Source organism: Mammaliicoccus sp. FSL K6-3158 (assembly GCF_038005105.1).
In the GTDB taxonomy this organism is placed as follows: Bacteria; Bacillota; Bacilli; order Staphylococcales; family Staphylococcaceae; genus Mammaliicoccus; species Mammaliicoccus sciuri.
The window spans coordinates 494,044-514,410 of record NZ_JBBOSL010000001.1 but is presented as its reverse complement, the minus strand read 5'-3'; the positions used below and the strand labels follow the sequence as shown (position 1 = coordinate 514,410).

Here is a 20,367-nt window from a genome sequence, read left to right as displayed (position 1 = left end):
CTCTAAGATTACTCCCCACCCCAAAAAAACGCCGGAACTTCTGCAGTTCCGGCGTTCTTCATTATTCTATTATTTCTTATTTATCAAACGTTCTACTAATTGGTTTACTTGTTCGATATTTTTAGTTTGTCGATTCAATATTTCTACGATCTCTTGGTTGTCTTTGTTTGTTTTAATATCATCTTGAGTATTATTTTCTTGCTTGTTACGATGTTGACGCAATGCTTCATATAATACTTCATCTTTATTTGTTTCATCTATCTTATCGTATATTGCTTTTGTTTTTGGACTTACTTCTATTGTTGTCGCATTTGTATTGTCTGTATCTGCTTCTTCAGCAACTTGATTATTTTCACTTAATGCATGTCCTTCTATATCGATTTTAGGTAAAATTGAATTTAGCCAATTTGGTATATACCATGATACTCTACCAAATAGTTTCGTCAATGCTGGAATAATTGTCATTCTTACGATAAATGCATCGAATAATACACCGAATGCTAATGCTATACCCATCGATTTAATCATAACATCATCTTGGAATACAAAGCTGATGAATACACTGAACATAATGAGTGCTGCTGCGACAATAACCGGTCCACTTTCTTTAAGACCAACTTTAATGGACTTCGTATTATTCATTGTACGTACATATTCTTCATGTACACGTGACATAAGGAATACTTCGTAATCCATGGCTAAACCAAATAACAAACCTATTGTGATAACTGGTAAGAATGCTAATAGCGGACCTGTTGTATCTACCCCAAACAGGCTACTCATAAAGCCATCTTGCATGATAAGTGTTGTGAATCCTAAAGTCGCTGCTAATGATAATACAAATCCCAGTACTGCCTTTAAAGGAATAATAATTGATCTAAATACAACCATTAATAATATGAAGGCTAATAATATAATAACACCTGCAAATAACGGTATCGCATCGTTAAGTTTTTCAGACATATCTATATTAATAACACTTTGACCTGATATTTCTGTATCTAAATCATATTTGTCTTTAGCATCTTTATTATAATCTCTTAAATCATGAACTAAATCATATGTTGATTCTGCATTTGGACCTTTTTTAGGTAGAACTGTCACAAGTGCATAGTCTTGATCTTTGTTCAATTGAGGTGGTGTGACAGTTTCAACATTTTTAATATCGTCTACATCTTTCATCAAATCTTGTAAATCATTTTGTAATGCTTTTGGATTATCTTTTTTATCAGAAGTATCTACAAGCATGACGATTGGACCATTAAAGCCTTCTCCAAAATCGTCAGAAATAATATCATATGCTTTCTTCTCTGTAGAATCATTTGGTTTCATACCATTATCTGGTATACCTAAACGCATATGTGTCACCGGTAGTGCTGCTGCAATTAAAATGACAAATCCAATGATTAAAGCAATCCACGGTTTACCTACTACAAATTTTGACCATGGTGTATCCAAACTTTCATTTGAATGTATTTTACGTTTTTTCGGATGAATTTGTTTATGGAAGACACTAATTAATGCTGGTAGTAATGTAATCGCACTGAGTACAGCAAAGATAACACTTAGTGCTGATGCAAATCCCATTGTAGCTAAGAAATCAATACCAACTAATGCTAAACCACAGACAGCTATGACAACCGTAACCCCTGCAAAGATAACAGCACTTCCGGCTGTACCTAATGCTAATCCAATTGCTTTAATATGATTTTTCTCAGTCTTAATAATTTGTCTATATCTAAATAAAATGAATAAAGCATAATCAATACCTAACGCTAGTCCAATCATAACTGCTAATGATAGCGTAACGTTTGGAATATCAAATGAATACGTAAGTAAAGCGATTGTACCAATACTAGAACCAAGTCCGATAACCGCACTTAGTATTGGCATGCCTGCAGCAATAAATGATCCGAAAGTCACAAGTAACACAACGAAAGCAATTACAATACCAATAGCTTCAGAAGCGCCACCAATTTCAGTATTCGCAGTTAAAGCATTACCTGTTAATTCAGTTTGAATATCATCATCTTCTAAAGTTTTAACAGCATCTTTAACTTTGTCAACTGAATCGGATTTAATAGAAGTTTGAGATACTTTATAATTGATATCTGCAAAAGCAGTTGTTTGATCTTTATTAATTTGTTTATTTTTATAAGGATCTGTCACTTCTTTAATATCATCATCTTTATCTTTTACATCTTTTAAAGCTTTTTGAATATCTTGCATAACTTTTTGATCCGTTATGCCTTTTTTATCTTCACTTTTAAAGACAACTCTTATATTTGCTTTTTCACTATCTTGATTAAATTCTTTCTCAATCTTTTCATTCGTGTCGATTGATTTAATACCACTCATTGTAATATCGTTGTCAAATGTGGGTTTATTAATCGTTAATGGCGTCACGATTCCAGCTAATAAGATGACCCATATAAATATTGTTAACCACTTATGTTTAGCAATAGAAGAACCCAATTTGTATAAAAAGTTCGCCAAAAATATTTCCTCCCTTAAATCTACTATATAGTTTATGCATACAGTGTATACAGCATAACGTTTATACTAGCACCTGTAATGTTCCATAAAAAGAGATAAAATCCCAAATGTGTATACTTTGTCTACACTTTTCAAAAATTGTAGAAAAGCTGTTAACAAAACGTTCACATTTGGGATTTCTTAGATCTATATTAATAGTAGAATTAATGCAAGAATTGCTGGTCCACCTTGTTTTAAAATAATAGACTTTGAACTTGTAAGGCTGCCATATATGGCAGCTAATATAATGAATATTAACAGAACCGCTACAAACTCTTTAGGATTACTTGATAAAAAGGCACCATAAAATAAAGATAATGCGAGTAAACCATTATAAATACCTTGGTTTTTAAGTAGTGTTTGAATATTTTTATCTTTTAACACTTGTTGCTTTATATTAAATGTTTCTGCCGTTTTTTTAGAAGTCGTAGCGATTGTTTCTAAATACATAATGTACAAATGTTCAACTGCTACAATAACGACAAAAATTGTTGCTAGAATACTCATATTTGGTCACCTCTATATAATAATTTGACTTTCTTTTTCATGAATCATTTCAATAATTTCATTTTTCTCATTCATAACTGCTACTTTCGGCGCATGTGACCTTGCTTCTTCATCAGTTACTTGAACATAGTTCATAATAATTATGACATCATCTACTTGTACAAGTCTAGCTGCAGCACCATTAAGACAAATTTTACCAGTTCCTCTTTCACCTTCAATAACATATGTTTCAAGTCTTGCCCCATTGTTATTATTGACAATTGCTACTTTCTCATTAGGCAAAATATCTACCGCATCTAATATGTCTGCATCTATTGTTATACTACCTACGTAATTTAAATTAGCTTCCGTTACTCTAGCACGATGAATCTTCCCGTTCATCATTGTTCTTATCATGAAATTCATCTCCATATATATTTTTAATTTATAAATTTTGATACTCGTTATTATCATACAATGATATTTCAATCCGTCAACTATTAAGTTTGAATATTACTTTTTTGTAACTATGGAACTAAATAGTGCGTACTTACATTCTGATATATTTACATTTATACTAACCCCTATAATAATAAAAAGGAGTTTTGAACATGAATGATACAACATTTCATAATGGTAACAATATGCCTAGTGTAGGACTAGGTGTTTTTAGAGTGGAAAATGATGACACAGCAAAAGATGCAGTTAAACACGCTATCATCTCAGGTTATAGAAGTATTGATGCAGCATTTATATATGGAAATGAAAGTAAAGTTGGAGAAGGTATTGCAGAGGGAATTAAAGCAGCAAATATCTCAAGAGAAGATTTATTTATAACTTCTAAATTATGGTTAGAAGATTACGGTAAGGAAAATGTTAAACGAGCATATGAAAAGTCATTAAAGTTATTAGGTCTAGATTATTTAGATTTATATTTAATGCACTGGCCAGGTACAGATGAAAATCTTATGATAGACACATGGTCAGGTCTAGAAGAATTATACCAACAAAAATTAGTTAATAATATCGGTGTAAGTAATTTCAATATAGATCATTTAGAAAAATTATCAAACAAAGCGACATATAAACCCGTCTTAAACCAAGTAGAATTCCATCCATACTTAACTCAATTAGAACTTAGAAATTATTTATATAGAAATGGCATAAAAATGGAATCTTGGTCTCCTCTAATGAACGCAGAAATATTAAAAGATAAAGTCGTTAATCATGTTGCCAAAGAAATTAACAAAACACCTGCACAAGTCATTATACGTTGGAATATAGAACATGGTGTCATCACAATTCCTAAGTCTGTTACACCATCACGTATAGAAGAGAACTTTGAAGTATTTGATTTTAATTTAAATGATGATCAAATACAAATGTTGGACGCACTTAATGAAGATAAACGCATTGGACCAAATCCTTCGGAATTTAATGGTTAAGTAAAATAACTATAAACTTAAATATATACTTTATTAATCTATTTTTTAAAATCTCGAACAATTGTTCGAGATTTTTTATTTTTCATAACTCATTTTTTACATTTCGCAAAATATATATATTATTTCAATTGTATTATACAATTATTTTTAATACTTTTTATTTTAATAAAATACATATGATTTTTTACTTATTATATTGCGTAAGTAGTTAATTTTTTGGTATTATTTAGGAGTAACTATTTCCACTTATAAAATTTCAACAAGTTTTAGACATTACAATTTTACTTTTTTAGAGATACGAAATACTTAAATAACAATTAAATTTAAAAATCAAATACTTGGAGGATAATATGGAAAACATTATTCATTATGAACTACTTAAAAAAGATATCTTTAATAGAATTTTTGATGAAATGCATTTAAAACGTATGGATTTAATCACACTATTCTATCTTAACGAGATCAATGAAGAGGAAGTCTACGTACGTAAATTGCGCAGACTCATGTTTGAACCTTCTTCTTCAGAATTAACAGGAGCATTAAAATCACTGGAAGAACTGAAATACTTCAATAAAGTAAGAGACCCTCAAGATGAGCGTTCTATCATTTTAAAAAATATCAATTACGAGGCTATTAATAAAACATTAAACAAATGCAAAAGTATCACTTATGAAAATTTATCTAAAGTTGAAGAAACATCAAAATAAAAAATTTCCAACCAAACAGGCTGGGTAATAAAAATTTCACCCAGCCTTTCCTTTTTAACTTAGAACTCGCTAACTTTCACTATTACGAATTGTAGTTGTTAGAACGAGGCTCGTCACGAACATTTCTATATACTTTGTTCCTTAAATTACTTTAATTTTCTATATTATGATTTATCCATGATAATATTTCATTTACATTAACATTTTCAAAGTGCGTAACATTTATTTTCTTATAATTTCCGATATGGAAATGGTCATACTGTCTATCTTCGCACCTAGATTTAAATTGTTCGAAATCATCTAAATCATCTGGTGTATTCGGAAAATCACCATCTTTATAACATGTAACAATATGTCCTACATGCCTGGCGTTATCAAGATCTCTTTCTTTCTGCCTCTTATAAAGCTCATGCATCTCTCCGTACAAAATTAATGTCTTAGGCTTGTATTGATATTGATTTATCATACTTGTTAACATGTCTTCTTGTTTATAACTAAAAGGATAATCAATGATGACTTTCTTAGAGTGTTGAAACAAATCATCTAATTGAATATAGAATGTTTTCCAAGCTTTGTCACCAAGTGTTGCTTTCTCAGACAAATTATTAAATCCATATTTATCAAAATAACTTTCTTTAATATCGTCATAAGACAAGATGTGCCAATTATCATTTGCTTTCATAATTTGATTTGCTAAGTAAGTCTTTCCTGTACCTGGTGGACCGGCCAATATTAATATAGACTTTTGTTTTTCTTTCATACTTTAACACGTTCTTTATTCATAAAGAGATTTATTTTATGCGCAACGATATTTTTCACCGCTTCATTACAAGGAATTATATTATGTCTTAAAGACTTATTGACCTTCGTTTCTCCAAAATATTTTTTGGCCGTTTCTGTCCAAGTAACAAGTAATTCTGTACCCACATTAAACTTTCTTATACCATTATCAATGAGTTCAGGAACATCTTCTTCTTTAACACCTGTACCACCATGTACGACTAACGGTGTGTCTACGATTGCATTAATCTCAGCTAACAATGGAATATTGACATTTGTCTTTGATTTAAATTGCCCATGATTCGTACCAATTGCAACAGCTAACGCATCTACCCCTGTTGATTCTGCAAAATACTTTGCATCTTCTGGATCTGTGTATCTTACTTCAGAACCATCTATTGTAATACCTTCTTCTGTACCACCAATAATACCGAGCTCACCTTCAACAGATGTTCCATGTTGATGTGCATAACCTACAACTGCTTTTGTTTTCATGATATTTTCTTTTAATGGTAATGATGAACCATCAAACATGACAGATGAATATCCTGCATCAATCGCTTCTTTTATATCATTAAAGTCTTTCGCATGATCTAAGTGGAGTACAACATCTACCATTTCTGAATTTGCGATGCTTTTAGTAACGGTTACTAAAGTCTTATATCCAATATATTTAGCAGTATCCACACTTGTTTGAATAATGATTGGACTGCCTGCTTCTTTTGCTGCTTCAATCATACTTGGTAACATTTCTAGATTATGTGCATTAAAAGCACCAATTGTACAATTTAGACGTTCTGCTTTTGCTGTTGCTTCTTTCAAATTAATATACATAATATTCGCTCCTTTAGAATGCTTTCATTAATGGTCCAATAATCCATGCATAGAATAATGCTGCTGCAACTGTATCAACATCTGTAGCGGTTGCATTAACAAATCCCATATTACTTAAGACGGTTATTAATAGTGCCGGTAATAATGTAATAAACAGCCCGTGTGCGATACCGCCAATAATGGCACCTCTTAAACCACCTGTTAAATTACCAAATATACCTGCCGTACCACCTGCGAAAAAGTTTGTCAGTATACCAGGTATAATCATTGCTAATCCGATAGTTGGGAATAAGAACATTGCAATAACTGTACCGATAGTCGTTGTAATAAATCCAATAATTACAGCGTTTGGTGAGAAAGGAAATAGTACTGGACAGTCTAAGGCGGGCTTTGCATCAGGTACTAATTTCATTGCAATACCTTTAAATGCTGGAACAATTTCGCCTAATAGTAATCTCACACCTGCTAATAGTACATAGACACCAACTACAAACTGAATAGATTGTAAAAATGCATACATAATATAGTTTGTATCACCTGATAATTTAGATGAGAAGTCTTCTCCTGCAAATAATACAGTTACTAAAAAAAGTGGTGCCATAACGACCATTAAAGATAAATATGTGTCTTGTAAAAATTCAAAGTTCTTAGGTAGCTTTAAATCTTCTACTGATTTTCTATTTTTTCCTCTTTTGCCGAATACGTAGCCTACACCTGCTTCAAATACATAGCCAAGCGTACAAAAATGACCTAAAGCAATATGATCGCCACCCACGATTTTTCTTACAAATGGTTGTGCAATAGCTGGCATCATTGTCGCGAATATACCACCAATTAAACCGCCAATAATAACGAGTGAAAGACCTCTTAAACCTGCAAAATATCCACCAATCGTCGTCATTGTTGCCATCCATAATAATGCTTGACCAGTTAGAAAAATATATTTCCATGGTGTAAATCTTGCGATCAAAATGTTAAAAATAAAAATTGCTAAAAATGTAAAAGCAATTTCTCTTCCGAGTCCTAAATCACCCATTGCTTGACCATTAATTGCTTCAATTGAAGGAACAATGCCCTCCATATTAAAACCTTGTGAAAATATTTTCCCGAAATAGGTTAAACTTCCTACAATAATAGCTGAACCTGCAGTTAATACTTGAAATCCGAGCAATGTTTTAAATGAACCCGATATAATTTGACCGGGCGTTTTCTTTTGTAATATCAAACCTAACATTGCAATTAAAGCGACAATTATTGCTGCTTGTGTCAAAATATTTTGTATAATAAAGTTTATAATTTGCATAGCATCACTTCCTTATTAAATGATCCCTTTTTCTTTTAATACTGGTGAAAGCTTTTCTTCAATTTCTTCAGTTGAGACAATATTTTTTAAATACACAATAGAAGTTGTATTTTCATCTATTGAAAAGTTATTAAATTGTGATTTAAAGTTTTCTCCTGTAATGATAATTTCAGCATTTCTAGATACTGCTGATGAGATTGTGTCATGATCTAAATCTGCTTCAACACCTAACTTGTTCAACACATCCTCAGCTGCCATTTGACACGCAAAGCTACTTCCTAAACCTGCTCCACAAACGAATAATATATTTAATTTACTCATGATATTTCCTCCTTTAATAAATAATCGATAAATTGACTTTTATCATCAAAGCTTAATAAGCGATTGACTTTTTCTTCATTTCTTACAAGTGAAACAATACTTTTCATAATATTTAAATGTGAAAATGAATCTGTAGCGGATAAGCAAAATATAATTTTTACTGGATCATTGATTTCATTTCCAAATTCTATATTTGGATTAAGTGTCGCAATACTAACACCAAGTTCATTAGCGCCTTCTTCTGGTCTGGCATGTGCTAAAGCAATGTGCTTACCTATTACGATATATGGACCATATTCTTCAACTGATTGAATCATCGCATTTTGATATTGTGATGTGATAATGCCATCTTCTAAAAGTGGATTAGAAACTTTTTTGATTGCATTTTTCCAATCTGTACAAGTTTCGTTTAATAGTACGTGATGATCTTCCAATACTTCATTTAACATAGGCTGCACCTCTTTATCATTGAAATTAAAATTGTTTGTTTCGAATAAATGTTTCATATCTTTATAATCTGTTTCATTTAATTTCATTCCTTTATTCTCTAACCAAATAGATATATCTCTGAATAAGGAAACTTCATTTCTTTTTACCTTTTCGTTATTTCTAGATAAATAAGCATGTTGTTCTAAAAATCCTTCTATTTTCTTTATATCTGTTTCATTCACAATGGCATTAACGTAACAAGTCGGTTTATTAAATTCAGTATCAATTGTCGTAAACACAATATCGACATCATCATTTTCTATAAAATCTTCTTCATTTGATGCTAATATTCTTATGATATTTACGTTAAAGTGCGACTTTAAAATTTCAGCTAATAAATTACTCGTTGCAATACCAAAGCTACAGACAATAACAGCATTAAAGAAATGTTTATTTTGCTGTACATATTTAAAATATGCCGTTGAAAAGTAAACAGTAATAAAGGCTATTTCATCTTCTGTAAAATCTAAATCAATATAACGATTCAAGCGGTTCATAGAATATTTTTTAATGGTTTTAAAGAACTTGTAATGACTATTTTTAATATTTTCTTTTAGTGGATTATAGATTTGAATCCCTTGTTGTAACCGACTAATTAAGCCGGATATATGTTTGTTCAAACCTTCAAATAAATAACTTTGATAACCATTAAAATCAATCGACAATTCATGTTCGACATATTCTATCAACTTAAGACTGACAAGCTGAGACAATGCGTCATGTTTATCATCTGACACTTGCTTCTTATTACCTATGAGTACATCCAGCCTATTGTAAATATAATTAAACTCACCTAAACTCACTTCTTGAAAATTCCAATCCATTACTTCGTCTACAAATATATTGATAATGCTGAGTTCTTTCTGTTTATCATCTTTTTCAGTATCTAATATATGACCGTTCTGAACTCTACAAATCCAAATAGCTGTTAAAATAATCACGGATAATTTAATATCATTTTGTTCTATCGCAATAACTTTAGAATAGTTGTCTCTAATTTTATTGATATGGTTCAAACCAATGTAAGCAACTAAAGGGTTATATTGATCATACAAATCGTCAATAACCACTTTATCTTCAGTTATTCTTCTTACGAGATAATCATATAAAAAAGTACGAATATCGATTTCGTTTCCATCAATAGATAAACCAGTTGAAACATTAGAAACAATCTTCAAATTATACTTATCTAACGCTTGGCGAAGTAATTTCATATCTTTGTCCATCGTACTTTTAGAAATCTGTAAGTCTTCACATAACTCATAAATCTTCTTGTGAGAATGATTCATTAAAGCATGACTCAAGATATATGCCCTACGATATACAGGATTATAAGTTTGCTCTTCAATCCTCCCAGAAACAATCTCTTTTAACTTAACCCTTTCCGAGTTAGTTAAATTTAAAATAAACGAACCACTTTGATTATTAATTTCCAAAAATTCATAAGTATTCAGAAATTCATTAATATCTCGTAAATCATTTCGAATCGTTCTTTCTGTTTTGTTGAACATAATACTGAGTTCCTTAGCAGAAACACTTTCTTTACTATTAAGAAAAACATTCAAAATATTTATCGGCCGACTTTTTAACATTTTTAACATCTCCCTTAATTAATATTGTAAATTTATACTTTGACAATTGTTAGTATTTTTATATTCTTATTGAAAACGGAAAAAATGTAAGCGTTTTAATAGAGTGTAATAAAAACGCCTTACCCGCTAGTGATTAATAACGAATAAGACGCTTAGTGTATATTCATTTAAAGTCAGAATTCTGTATCTAGTACTCTATTCTTAAAAGCTTATTTTTCTTATAACCAAAGTCTAGTATGTTATTTCAACATTTTCTGAAGTAATGTGCAACTGCTTTTGGTATTCTTTCTCTTATATAGATACCTTTATGATTTTCTTACACGCGAATGACACCATTACTTGTTTCAAAGTCTGCGATATTTCATACTTACACTCCTACAAAATTAGGCAATGATCAATCATTTCATGGTTTGCTTTCTAATACTTAACTTGGTATTCTTCTGTAAACATAATATCGTCTATTGCATGTAAAACAACAACATTATCTGGTCCATATTCTGTGAACATAAATGAGAAAAATTGCCTGTTATAACCTCTTCAATTCGGTTATAACAGGCAATTTTTATAGTTATTATTTCTTACTTTCTTTTTCTAATTTATTTGTTTCTGGATTATAATATGTGAGTTCTTTTTTTCTTAATTTATTAATGTCTTCTGGGCTTTGCTCATAATTCCCATTATAAAGTGTTGCTTCCCAACTACCGTACATTGGATTTGGTAATATAATATATTTTTCTCCAAAGTCTTTTTTATGTTTCTTAACAAATTCAGTTCTTGATTTTAATGTACTTTCTTTTGGATCATCAAAATCAAGTATGTTGTCCCCAAATAACATAACTAAATCGTGATTTTTACGTACTTTGGCTCTTCTTTCTTCTTTACCTTTTTCATTTTCACCTTTTAGTAGTATATGATGTTTATCTGATTGTGGCATATCAAGGTCTTTCATATTTTTCAAAGTACCTTTAAAATCTTCTTTTTGGTCTCTATCTGACACATAGAAAATTTCTACCCCTTTTTTATCAGCATATTGTAAAAATTCTTTAGCCCCATATACTGGCTTTGCTTTTCCTGCTGCAATCCATTCATGCCAACCTTCAGGGAAAGTCTTATGTTTGAGCGATGCGTATGCTTGATAAGGTGAATTATCTAGAACTGTTTCATCTAAATCTAATACGATAGCAGGTTTCTTTTTACCTTTATGGTGCTTTAATTTTTCATCTAATTTATCTTGAGCAGTATTATAACCTTGTAGATATAATGCTTTTGCTTCAGCTGACGTTTGATACCATGCAACACTCATTACATTTTGTTCTGCTAAATCCTTTTTAGTAACTTTATCTTTCTTAACTTCTTTAGTTGCTGTTTGATTAGCTAATACATGATCAGCATTTGAAACACCTGTTACACCCCCTAATAATACAACTAAAGCTGAACTTGCAATTAATTTTTTCATACTTTCATCCCCTTTTTATTTTTTCACATCCACTTTACATTTAATTAATATTTATTTCAACCTTCAAAAAAATTCCAGTATAGATTAATTTGAAGGTTCATCTATACTGGAATCCCGTTATATTATTCAGCTTTTTTAAGAATTTCTTTTTTAAGTTTTACTCTAAGTTGTTCTAATGTAAGTGGATCTGTAAACCAATAATCTTCTGCTTTATACGTAATAACTCTGTCATTTTTTACAGCGTCTAAGTTTTTCCAAGTTGCTGTTTTTTCAAAATCAAAGTTACCGTATGATGGTTTACTTAAGAAGATATAGTCTCCGGCATAATCTGATATTTCTTCTTTAGAAATAGATTCATAACCTTTTCCGCCTTTTTTAACTTTAGCTTCATATTCTTTAGTCATTGGCATACCAAATGCATCATGTACAATGTCTAATCCACGTCCCCACGTGCTTTCATATATAAAGATTTCTTTGGAGTCTGGTTCAAATACTGATGCAGTTGAATCGCCAACTTTACTTTGAATCTCGTTTTTATCTTTAGCTGTTTCTTTATTCCACTTGTCGATCCAATCTTTAGCTTTATCTTCTTTACCAGTTAACTTCCCTAACTCTGTTAAAATTTCTTTATGGTTATACTTTGTATAAGTATAAGGAACAGTCGGTGCAATTTTTTGATATTTTTTAAGATTTTTATCCATTGAATCCGCAATAATTAAATCCGGTTTCTGTTTCGCTACTTGCTCAACATTCCCATCACCAACGAATTCTACACCATCTAAATGTGGTTTAATAATAGATGATTCCTTTGCCCAATCCGGAACAGCAATTGGCTTAATACCTAATTCAATAAAATCCCCTACATAAAAAGCTGTTAAGACAGCAATTTTCTTAGGTTTTTTTGGAACTTGAATCGTTTTCCCGTTCTCTAGTTTGTAATCTTTTGTTTCATTCGATTCTGACTTTTTCGTATCATTTGAACTATTTGAGCATGCACTTAGAAGTAAAATACAACTTAACAATCCTATAATAAGCTTTTTCAAATTATGCTTCCCACTTTCTAATTGATATACATTATCAATTATATACATTTTCTAAAAAATAACCAGACACATAAGCAAAAATGCTTAAAATTTTTAAAGATAAGATATACTAGAATTAAATAAATTATGAAGGTGATACATATGGAGTATAGAATGGCCACAATTAATGATGTACAAGGTATTATAAAAGTTTGTTCTGATGGATATCATGTGACATATAAAGATATACTACCTGAAAAATACATCACACAAATTATTAAAGAATTTTATAATGAACAACGGGTTTCTAACGAAATAACGCATATTGATCAATATTGGAATGGATGGTTTGTTGCTGAAGATAATGGACAAATTGTTGGCGCTGGTGGCGGCGGTTTTAGAGAACCACATATCTCTGAATTATATGTCCTATACTTGGATCCAACGCGTAAACGAGAAGGCATCGGTTCGTGTTTATTAAATATTATTACAGAAGATCAAATAAGAAGAGGTGCCACAGAACAATGGGTTTCAGTAAGTAAAGGAAACCATATGGGAATTCCTTTTTATGAAGCCAAAGAATTTAAATACCAATATGAAAAACCAATGTATACTCTACCAGAAAATGAAAACTACATTTCATTAAAATACAAACGTCAATTATAAGGAGCGTTATAACGTGAAATTAAGTGTATTAGATCAAGCACCCATTTCTAAAGGAAGTACGCCTGAAGAAACATTACAAAATACTATCGCATTAGCACAATGGACTGAGTCGTTAGGTTATCACAGATATTGGGTTGCTGAACACCACAATACGAGTGGTCTTGCAAGTTCATCACCAGAAATCTTGATGACTCAAATTGCAGCTTCAACTAAACATATTCGAGTTGGCTCTGGTGGCATATTATTACCACAATATAACCCTTATAAAATTGCAGAGAACGGTAAGACTTTATCTGCATTATTTCCTAACCGTATCGACTTAGGATTTGGTAATTCACCAGGTGGTTCTCCAATTACACAAAAAGCTTTAACTGATGATCATATTAAACCCATTGAAGACTTTTACAGACAAGCATCTGACTTACAAGGATTCTTGCATAACTCGTTACCTAGAGATCATAAATTTAGACTCGTTAAAGCAGGACCACGCATAGACAATCCACCAAGTATGTGGTTATTAGGTTTAACTGAAAATGGTGCTAGAAACGCAGCACAACTAGGAATTGGATTTGTATTCGGTCACTTTATTAATCCTAAATATAAAGAAATCGCAATAAAGCGCTATTATGAAGACTTTATACCATCCGTTAATATGAAAGAACCAACAGCCATTGTTTGTATTTTTGTAGTATGCGCAGAGACAGACGAAGCAGCAGAACAATTAGCCATTTCACAAGACAAATGGTTATTAAACGTAGGTAAAGGATTAGGAACAAAAGTTCAACCACCAGAAGAAATCAATATAGACGATTATACAGAAGAAGAATTAGAACTCATTAAGACGAATCGAAAAAGAAGTATTATAGGTTCACCACAAACAGTAAGAAAGCAACTTAATCAACTAGCAGAAGAATATCAAACTAACGAATTTATGATTATAACAAATATTTATGATTTCGAAGCTAAGAAAAAATCATATCAATTACTAGCAGAAGAAATCTTGGCATAAATGAGATTTGCTGGAGAAGATTTGGGATGTGTATTGAGATCTGTGCTGGGATGTAACTTCCATTATTCTGAATTCTGGTTGATAGATGAGCGCTCATTTAGAGACACTTCTCGAAATTCTATCCCTAACGACATCTCTTACGGACATTTCTCGGAATTCTGTCCCTAACGACACCTCTTAGAGACATTTCTCGAAATTCTGTCCCTAACTGCTCCTCTTACGGACATTTCTCGGAATTCTGTCCCTAACAAATCAAAATACGCATCAAAAAGAAAGAACCTGAGGCACATCGTGTGCCTCAGGTTCTCTTAATCTATACTAGAATTGTTCTGATAAGATTTTTTGTTCTAAGAAGTTTAGCATATAGTCTGGGCTACCTGTCTTAGCATCTGTTCCTGACATTTTGAAGCCTCCGAATGGATGATAACCTACTACTGCTGATGTACAACCTCTGTTCAAGTATAAGTTACCTACGTCATAATCTTCACATGCTTGTCTCCAATGTTCACGATTATTTGTAATGACTGCACCTGTTAATCCGTAATCTGTGTCATTAGCAATTTCTAATAATTCTTCAAAGTTATCGCCTTTAGTGAAGCCAACAACTGGTCCGAAAATTTCTTCTTGCATAATTTGATCACTTGATTTAAGTCCAGAAATGATTGTTGGATGTACGAAATAACCTTTACTGTCATCAGTCTTACCGCCAACTTCTAGCTTACCTTCTTTACTACCAATTTCGATATAATTTTTAATTTTATCAAATTGTTTTTTATTAATAACTGGTCCCATGTATACATCAGAACCGCCTTCTGTGTGATCAATTGAAAGTTCTTTTGTTAATGCGATTGATTTTTCTAGAACTTCATCATAAACATCTTTGTGCACGATTGCTCTTGAACATGCAGAACATTTTTGACCAGAAAAGCCAAATGCAGAATCTACAATTGCTTTAGCTGCTAAATCAGTATCTGTATTTTCATCAACTATAATTGCATCTTTACCGCCCATTTCAGCGATAACACGTTTTAAGAAGTTTTGGCCTTCTTGAACTTTAGCTGCTCTTTCAAAGATACGTGTACCTGTTGCTCTTGAACCTGTAAATGTTACAAAGTGCGTATCTTTATGATCGACTAAGTAATCACCGATTTCTTTCGGATCACCTGGTACAAAGTTTACAACGCCTTTTGGAAGACCTGCTTCTTCTAAAATTTCCATTAATTTATATGCAATTAATGGTGTATCTTCTGCTGGTTTAAGTAATACTGTATTACCTGCAATAATAGGTGCAACTGTCGTACCTGTCATAATTGCAAATGGGAAGTTCCAAGGTGGAATTGTAACACCAGGACCCATTGGTTTATAAATATATTGGTTATGCTCCCCTTCTCTATCAAAGACTGGCTTACCATTAGCCAATTCCATCATAGAACGCGCATAATATTCAATAAAATCAATACCTTCATTTGTATCTCCATCTGCTTCATTCCATGGCTTACCTGCTTCATAAACCATTAATGCAGAAAGTTCATGTTTTCTTCTGCGAATGATTGCAGAAACTCTAATTAATAATTCGGCTCTTTCTTTATGAGACCATTTTCTCCAAGTCTTATAGGCTTCTTTAGCCGCTTCCATCGCTTGGTCAATTTGTTCTTTAGAAGCTTTTGAAATTGTACCTAGTACTTGTTGGTGGTTTGCTGGATCTACAGATTCAAACTTATCATCTGTATAAATCTTCTCACCATTAATTACTAGAGGAATTTCTTTCCCAAATTCAGATTTAACTTTTATTAATGCATCTTTAAACGCTTGTTGATTCTCTTGATTTGTAAAATCTGTTGCTGGTTCATTGTGAAATTCTACTACCATCCTTCATACCTCCTAAAAATATAAACCTAATAAGAGATAAATACCTCTTATAAAACATTTTACTATTGTATTTTAAAAATTATCAAGTAAAGGGCTTTCATAAAAAAATGATTATTATTCAAAAATCTTATAATCCCTATAACAGCAGTACTTTAGAGAGTCACACATACAAAAATGATGAGACATCTCAAGATGCCTCATCATTACTCAAATAGAGAAATTATACACTTTATTTAATAGCTTGATGTATGTGTTGAATATCTTGTGGCGTTGTTTCACAACATCCACCTACTATTTGAACGCCTTGCGGTATCCACTCTTTAGACTTTTGAGCAAGCAATGCATGATCTCCTTGACCTACCCAAACTTTTTCTACTGGATCAAATGTCTTACCACCATTCGGATAAACAGCAATGACTTGTGGTAATGCTGTTAATCCCTTTTTAATTGCTTTATCAACACTTTCAATCTTTGAACAATTCACGCCAAATACAGGTAGTCGCTCTTCATAGCCTTTAATATATTGGCACACTGTCTCAAATTCAGTACCATCGGATAGATTACCTTCATCACTTACGGTACATGATATCCAGAATGTGATGTCATCTGAATATTGAGGAATGATATGTTCAACGATTGATTTAATTTCATTAAAGTTAGGCACAGTTTCAAATACAAAATCATATATACCTCTATCAATAAGTGCTTGAATACGTGCTTGATGAAAGTCGATATAATCTTCTATAGATACTTCATATGCTCCAGTATATTCTGAGCCATCACTTAAATATGCGCCGTATGGGCCTAAACTGCCTACTATAACTTGTTCATCTGTCACAGATGCTTTTATTTGTTCGACAGCAACATCAAATAAATGTTTTATTTCTGACGTTTGCATACCAATAGATTCAAATGTAGCAAAGCTTGCTTGATAAGTACTTGTTAATACAATATCAGCACCTGCATCTGTAAATGCTTGATGCGCTTGTTTCACTTTATTAGGTTCATGAATGATTACTTCACTAGACCATAATGACGAATTCAAATCACATCCATAACCTTCTAATGTTGTGGCTAATCCACCATCTAATACTAAAGTGCGTTCTTGTTTAATTTTATTCAGAAGTCTCAATGATCTGACCGTCCTTTTTATGATATTTTACAAAATAAAATACAATCGCAATAATCGCAAACGGAATACCGAAATATAATGCTGGTGATTGGTTCGGATCAAAAATCATACCAATACATGACACTAAACAAAGTATAAAGCCAATGATTGGTACACTTTGATGAATTTTCAAATGTTTATTTGCTCGTTTCGCATTGAAATAAGATAAACAAATACTCATCCATACTATTACGACAGCTAAACCTGCTATAGAAACAAGTACGATATATAATGTATCCGCAGTATAAATACTTGAGAATAATGCCAGTAAACCACCACACATACTAAAAATAGTAGCGCGTATCGGCATTTGATGTTTGTTTAGTTTCTTAAAATATTTAGGGAACATGCCTTCATTTGAAAGACTCCAAACCATTCGACTAGCTGCATATAACCCTGAATTGGCCGCTGATAATAATGCGGTAATAATGACTAAATTCATAATATCACCAGCATACGGGATACCCATATTTTGAAAGATAACAACAAATGGACTTTCTAATGATTTCCCTTGATAACTCGGTATGAGAATAGAAATAATAACCATCGTTCCAATGAAGAAAATGATTAATCGCCATAACGTTGCATTAATTGCTTTCGGAATTACTTTTTTAGGATTTTTCGTTTCACCTGCTGCAATACCTATCAGTTCAGTACCACTAAATGCATAATTAACAGCTAACATCGTTAAGAATACGGCGCCTAAACCATTTGGAAATGTTGGATTCGTATATCGTGATTTAATTGTATCTAGACCGCTATAACCATTGTAGTGAATAAGCCCGAATAAAGTGAGGGCACCTAAACAAATAAACAGTATGATAGCTAAGACTTTCACTAAAGAAAAATAAAATTCAACTTCAGCGTAGAATTTCGTAGATACAATATTAAAAGCTAAGACAAGTATAATCGCAATACTTGAAAATATGTATACAGGTACATCCGGTAGCCACTTCTGCATTAAAATACCCACTGCCGTAAATTCAGAACCAAGTGCTACTGTCCATGTTAACCAATAAAACCAAGCGACTATATATCCTATTGAAGGATGTATATATTTTGAAGCATATACATGAAATCCACCTGTCACCGGATGTTCAATCGCTAATTGTCCGAGACATAGCATAACGAGATACACGAGAATAGCACCAACCACATAAGATAACATCGTACCTAATGGACCCGCTTGTTGCAATGTATAACCAGAACTTAAAAATAACCCTGTCCCAATTACACCACCAAAACTTAATAACATAATATGTCGTTGTTTCATATCACGTTTATATGACTGATTTGACACGATATACCTTCTCTCTAAAATTAAAAATATCTTCAATTTTATATCTTTCGAATAATTCAGTCAACTTATAATTTTCTGTAAATATAAAAAAACCTCTGTATAGTATGGTTTTTATAGCATACTATACAAAGGTTTTAGGTCAGAAGTCTTCGTGCGTTACACCCTGATTTTGTAGCTTTGCGCACTATATCTTGCAGTCTTCGTGCGTTACACCTTGATTTCGTACCTTTGCGCACTATATCTTGCAGTCTTCGTGCGTTACACCCTGATTTTGTACCTTTGCGCACTATATCTCTCAGTCTTCGTGCGTTACACCTTGATTTCGTACCTTTGCGCACGAAATCTCTCAGTCTTCGTGCGTTCTCACCACTTCATCATATACCTTCTAATGCATTTCTTAATTTTTCTTGTATCGTCTCTTTATCATCTTCTACAGGATTAAATTCAAATTTTTCATCATTTATAAAAACGGTTGGCACGCCTTTAATCCCTCTTTCAAATGTTTCTTGCATAATGGCTAAGGATCGATCGTCTGCATTTTTTTGTGGTGATAATCCTAATTCATGTTCCATTTTTCTTTCTATCGTTTCAAAATTCAATGTCCATTCGTCTTGTGTTTCATATAGGTGTCTTACTATTTTAAAACTTTCTTCGGGGTCATAGTAATCCAAATAAATATTCGCAACAGTTCCTTTGAGCAGTCTTTGTTTCGTCTTATCAAAATGCTTGACGATATATTGTACTTTATTCTCATTAATATAAGGTTCTAAAACTTCGTCAGCTGCTGCAAAATAATTTAAACAATATGGGCATGCAAAATTAATAAATGCCTCTATTGTTATGTTTGCGTCTTTGCTTCCTACTGTTAAATGTTGGATTTTTGTCATAACGTTTACCTCCTATATGTTGTTATACTTATTTAACCATTTCACAGCCGATAAAGCGAATGATTATATTCAGAATTGTTCACCAATTTTAAGATATACAAAAAAACACTTCATAACAAAGTTATGAAGTGTTTAACTAATGGTTAAATATTAGTTTTTGATAACGTTAACTGCTTGAGGTCCACGTTGTCCTTCTTCGATATCGAAAGTAACTGAAGCACCTTCGTCTAATGATTTGTAACCTTCAGTTTGGATAGATGAGAAATGTACGAATACGTCGTTACCATTTTCTCCTTCGATAAATCCGTAACCTTTTTCTGCGTTAAACCATTTTACTGTACCTTTATTCATAATAAAAGTCCTCCTATTGTGCTTTTGCACGTATATTTGCAATAATCAATCTTCAAACTTAAATGGACTTTATTAACTATGAATAAAACTACCAATTAATTTAATCTCGAAATATCACTTGCTACCCACTATACGCTATAAATG

19 protein-coding genes are annotated in these 20,367 nt (G+C 31.9%); 4 read left to right on the top strand and 15 right to left on the bottom strand.

From position 1 onward, the window contains the following. Positions 1 to 69: 69 nt before the first annotated feature. The 3 genes from MHH94_RS02330 to panD all read right to left on the bottom strand — a co-directional run bounded on the left by MHH94_RS02330 (position 70) and on the right by panD (position 3,438). Positions 70 to 2,496: an MMPL family transporter gene (locus MHH94_RS02330; RefSeq protein ID WP_232156832.1), complete on the bottom strand. Its 2,427-nt coding sequence runs from the start codon at positions 2,494 to 2,496 to the stop codon at positions 70 to 72. Positions 2,497 to 2,682: 186 nt separating this feature from the next. Continuing rightward, positions 2,683 to 3,042, bottom strand: coding sequence for a DUF1304 domain-containing protein (locus tag MHH94_RS02325; protein ID WP_048540020.1), 360 nt, complete (start codon positions 3,040 to 3,042; stop codon positions 2,683 to 2,685). Between the two features lie 12 nt (positions 3,043 to 3,054). Beyond that, positions 3,055 to 3,438: an aspartate 1-decarboxylase gene (gene panD / locus MHH94_RS02320; protein WP_058592217.1), complete on the bottom strand. Its 384-nt coding sequence runs from the start codon at positions 3,436 to 3,438 to the stop codon at positions 3,055 to 3,057. Between the two features lie 194 nt (positions 3,439 to 3,632). On the opposite strand from panD, the gene MHH94_RS02315 reads away from it, so the two are divergent. Further along, complete coding sequence (locus tag MHH94_RS02315) at positions 3,633 to 4,466, top strand: aldo/keto reductase (protein WP_078355157.1); 834 nt, start codon at positions 3,633 to 3,635, stop codon at positions 4,464 to 4,466. A gap of 350 nt (positions 4,467 to 4,816) precedes the next feature. Then, positions 4,817 to 5,173, top strand: a complete 357-nt coding sequence (locus MHH94_RS02310; RefSeq protein ID WP_078355158.1) for a transcriptional regulator, SarA/Rot family — start codon at positions 4,817 to 4,819, stop codon at positions 5,171 to 5,173. Between the two features lie 151 nt (positions 5,174 to 5,324). Here MHH94_RS02310 and MHH94_RS02305 read toward each other — a convergent pair whose 3' ends face one another. The 7 genes from MHH94_RS02305 to MHH94_RS02275 all read right to left on the bottom strand — a co-directional run bounded on the left by MHH94_RS02305 (position 5,325) and on the right by MHH94_RS02275 (position 13,039). Further along, positions 5,325 to 5,933, bottom strand: coding sequence for an AAA family ATPase (locus MHH94_RS02305; RefSeq protein WP_084756660.1), 609 nt, complete (start codon positions 5,931 to 5,933; stop codon positions 5,325 to 5,327). Next, a complete protein-coding gene (locus MHH94_RS02300) occupies positions 5,930 to 6,787 on the bottom strand; it encodes a class II fructose-bisphosphate aldolase (protein WP_048540012.1) in 858 nt (285 codons plus the stop codon). Before MHH94_RS02300 ends, MHH94_RS02305 begins: the two co-directional genes overlap by 4 nt. 13 nt (positions 6,788 to 6,800) lie before the next feature. Next, positions 6,801 to 8,090 (bottom strand): PTS sugar transporter subunit IIC, encoded by a 1,290-nt coding sequence (locus tag MHH94_RS02295; protein WP_340839536.1) that lies wholly within the window; start codon positions 8,088 to 8,090, stop codon positions 6,801 to 6,803. Between the two features lie 15 nt (positions 8,091 to 8,105). After that, the gene (locus MHH94_RS02290) at positions 8,106 to 8,411 is read right to left on the bottom strand and encodes a PTS sugar transporter subunit IIB (protein ID WP_048540009.1); all 306 of its coding nucleotides are present in this window, start codon (positions 8,409 to 8,411) and stop codon (positions 8,106 to 8,108) included. After that, positions 8,408 to 10,492 (bottom strand): BglG family transcription antiterminator, encoded by a 2,085-nt coding sequence (locus tag MHH94_RS02285; protein WP_232156840.1) that lies wholly within the window; start codon positions 10,490 to 10,492, stop codon positions 8,408 to 8,410. Before MHH94_RS02285 ends, MHH94_RS02290 begins: the two co-directional genes overlap by 4 nt. 571 nt (positions 10,493 to 11,063) lie before the next feature. Further along, positions 11,064 to 11,948, bottom strand: coding sequence for a 5'-nucleotidase, lipoprotein e(P4) family (locus MHH94_RS02280; protein WP_058592221.1), 885 nt, complete (start codon positions 11,946 to 11,948; stop codon positions 11,064 to 11,066). A gap of 122 nt (positions 11,949 to 12,070) precedes the next feature. Next, positions 12,071 to 13,039 (bottom strand): ABC transporter substrate-binding protein, encoded by a 969-nt coding sequence (locus tag MHH94_RS02275; RefSeq protein ID WP_078355162.1) that lies wholly within the window; start codon positions 13,037 to 13,039, stop codon positions 12,071 to 12,073. 105 nt (positions 13,040 to 13,144) lie between these two features. Between MHH94_RS02275 and MHH94_RS02270 the strand changes: the two genes are divergently transcribed. Together MHH94_RS02270 and MHH94_RS02265 are read left to right on the top strand one after the other, a co-directional pair. Beyond that, on the top strand, positions 13,145 to 13,636 hold the full coding sequence (locus tag MHH94_RS02270) for a GNAT family N-acetyltransferase (RefSeq protein ID WP_078355163.1): 492 nt from the start codon (positions 13,145 to 13,147) through the stop codon (positions 13,634 to 13,636). Between the two features lie 13 nt (positions 13,637 to 13,649). Continuing rightward, positions 13,650 to 14,645: an LLM class flavin-dependent oxidoreductase gene (locus tag MHH94_RS02265; protein WP_058592224.1), complete on the top strand. Its 996-nt coding sequence runs from the start codon at positions 13,650 to 13,652 to the stop codon at positions 14,643 to 14,645. Between the two features lie 318 nt (positions 14,646 to 14,963). Here MHH94_RS02265 and pruA read toward each other — a convergent pair whose 3' ends face one another. The 5 genes from pruA to MHH94_RS02240 all read right to left on the bottom strand — a co-directional run bounded on the left by pruA (position 14,964) and on the right by MHH94_RS02240 (position 20,223). After that, positions 14,964 to 16,514, bottom strand: a complete 1,551-nt coding sequence (gene pruA, locus MHH94_RS02260) for an L-glutamate gamma-semialdehyde dehydrogenase (protein WP_107616852.1) — start codon at positions 16,512 to 16,514, stop codon at positions 14,964 to 14,966. 229 nt (positions 16,515 to 16,743) lie between these two features. After that, positions 16,744 to 17,646 (bottom strand): homocysteine S-methyltransferase, encoded by a 903-nt coding sequence (gene mmuM / locus MHH94_RS02255; protein WP_107616853.1) that lies wholly within the window; start codon positions 17,644 to 17,646, stop codon positions 16,744 to 16,746. Then, a complete protein-coding gene (locus tag MHH94_RS02250; RefSeq protein ID WP_058592254.1) occupies positions 17,630 to 18,958 on the bottom strand; it encodes an amino acid permease in 1,329 nt (442 codons plus the stop codon). Before MHH94_RS02250 ends, mmuM begins: the two co-directional genes overlap by 17 nt. 401 nt (positions 18,959 to 19,359) lie before the next feature. Continuing rightward, positions 19,360 to 19,872 carry a thioredoxin domain-containing protein gene (locus MHH94_RS02245; protein ID WP_058592227.1) on the bottom strand — a complete coding sequence of 171 codons (513 nt, stop codon included), beginning with the start codon at positions 19,870 to 19,872 and terminating at the stop codon, positions 19,360 to 19,362. A 150-nt stretch (positions 19,873 to 20,022) separates the two neighbouring features. Further along, positions 20,023 to 20,223, bottom strand: coding sequence for a cold-shock protein (locus MHH94_RS02240; RefSeq protein ID WP_025905033.1), 201 nt, complete (start codon positions 20,221 to 20,223; stop codon positions 20,023 to 20,025). Positions 20,224 to 20,367: the final 144 nt, after the last annotated feature.

Bases quoted from the DNA above. Each gene is read 5' to 3' on its own strand.
- MHH94_RS02325 (WP_048540020.1), bottom strand. From the start codon at position 3,042: ATGAGTATTCTAGCAACAATTTTTGTCGTTATTGTAGCAGTTGAACAT.
- panD (WP_058592217.1), bottom strand. From the start codon at position 3,438: ATGATAAGAACAATGATGAACGGGAAGATTCATCGTGCTAGAGTAACG.
- MHH94_RS02315 (WP_078355157.1), top strand. From the start codon at position 3,633: ATGAATGATACAACATTTCATAATGGTAACAATATGCCTAGTGTAGGA.
- MHH94_RS02310 (WP_078355158.1), top strand. From the start codon at position 4,817: ATGGAAAACATTATTCATTATGAACTACTTAAAAAAGATATCTTTAAT.
- MHH94_RS02305 (WP_084756660.1), bottom strand. From the start codon at position 5,933: ATGAAAGAAAAACAAAAGTCTATATTAATATTGGCCGGTCCACCAGGT.
- MHH94_RS02300 (WP_048540012.1), bottom strand. From the start codon at position 6,787: ATGTATATTAATTTGAAAGAAGCAACAGCAAAAGCAGAACGTCTAAAT.
- MHH94_RS02295 (WP_340839536.1), bottom strand. From the start codon at position 8,090: ATGCAAATTATAAACTTTATTATACAAAATATTTTGACACAAGCAGCA.
- MHH94_RS02290 (WP_048540009.1), bottom strand. From the start codon at position 8,411: ATGAGTAAATTAAATATATTATTCGTTTGTGGAGCAGGTTTAGGAAGT.
- MHH94_RS02285 (WP_232156840.1), bottom strand. From the start codon at position 10,492: ATGTTAAAAAGTCGGCCGATAAATATTTTGAATGTTTTTCTTAATAGT.
- MHH94_RS02280 (WP_058592221.1), bottom strand. From the start codon at position 11,948: ATGAAAAAATTAATTGCAAGTTCAGCTTTAGTTGTATTATTAGGGGGT.
- MHH94_RS02275 (WP_078355162.1), bottom strand. From the start codon at position 13,039: ATGTATATAATTGATAATGTATATCAATTAGAAAGTGGGAAGCATAAT.
- MHH94_RS02270 (WP_078355163.1), top strand. From the start codon at position 13,145: ATGGCCACAATTAATGATGTACAAGGTATTATAAAAGTTTGTTCTGAT.
- pruA (WP_107616852.1), bottom strand. From the start codon at position 16,514: ATGGTAGTAGAATTTCACAATGAACCAGCAACAGATTTTACAAATCAA.
- MHH94_RS02250 (WP_058592254.1), bottom strand. From the start codon at position 18,958: ATGAAACAACGACATATTATGTTATTAAGTTTTGGTGGTGTAATTGGG.
- MHH94_RS02245 (WP_058592227.1), bottom strand. From the start codon at position 19,872: ATGACAAAAATCCAACATTTAACAGTAGGAAGCAAAGACGCAAACATA.
- MHH94_RS02240 (WP_025905033.1), bottom strand. From the start codon at position 20,223: ATGAATAAAGGTACAGTAAAATGGTTTAACGCAGAAAAAGGTTACGGA.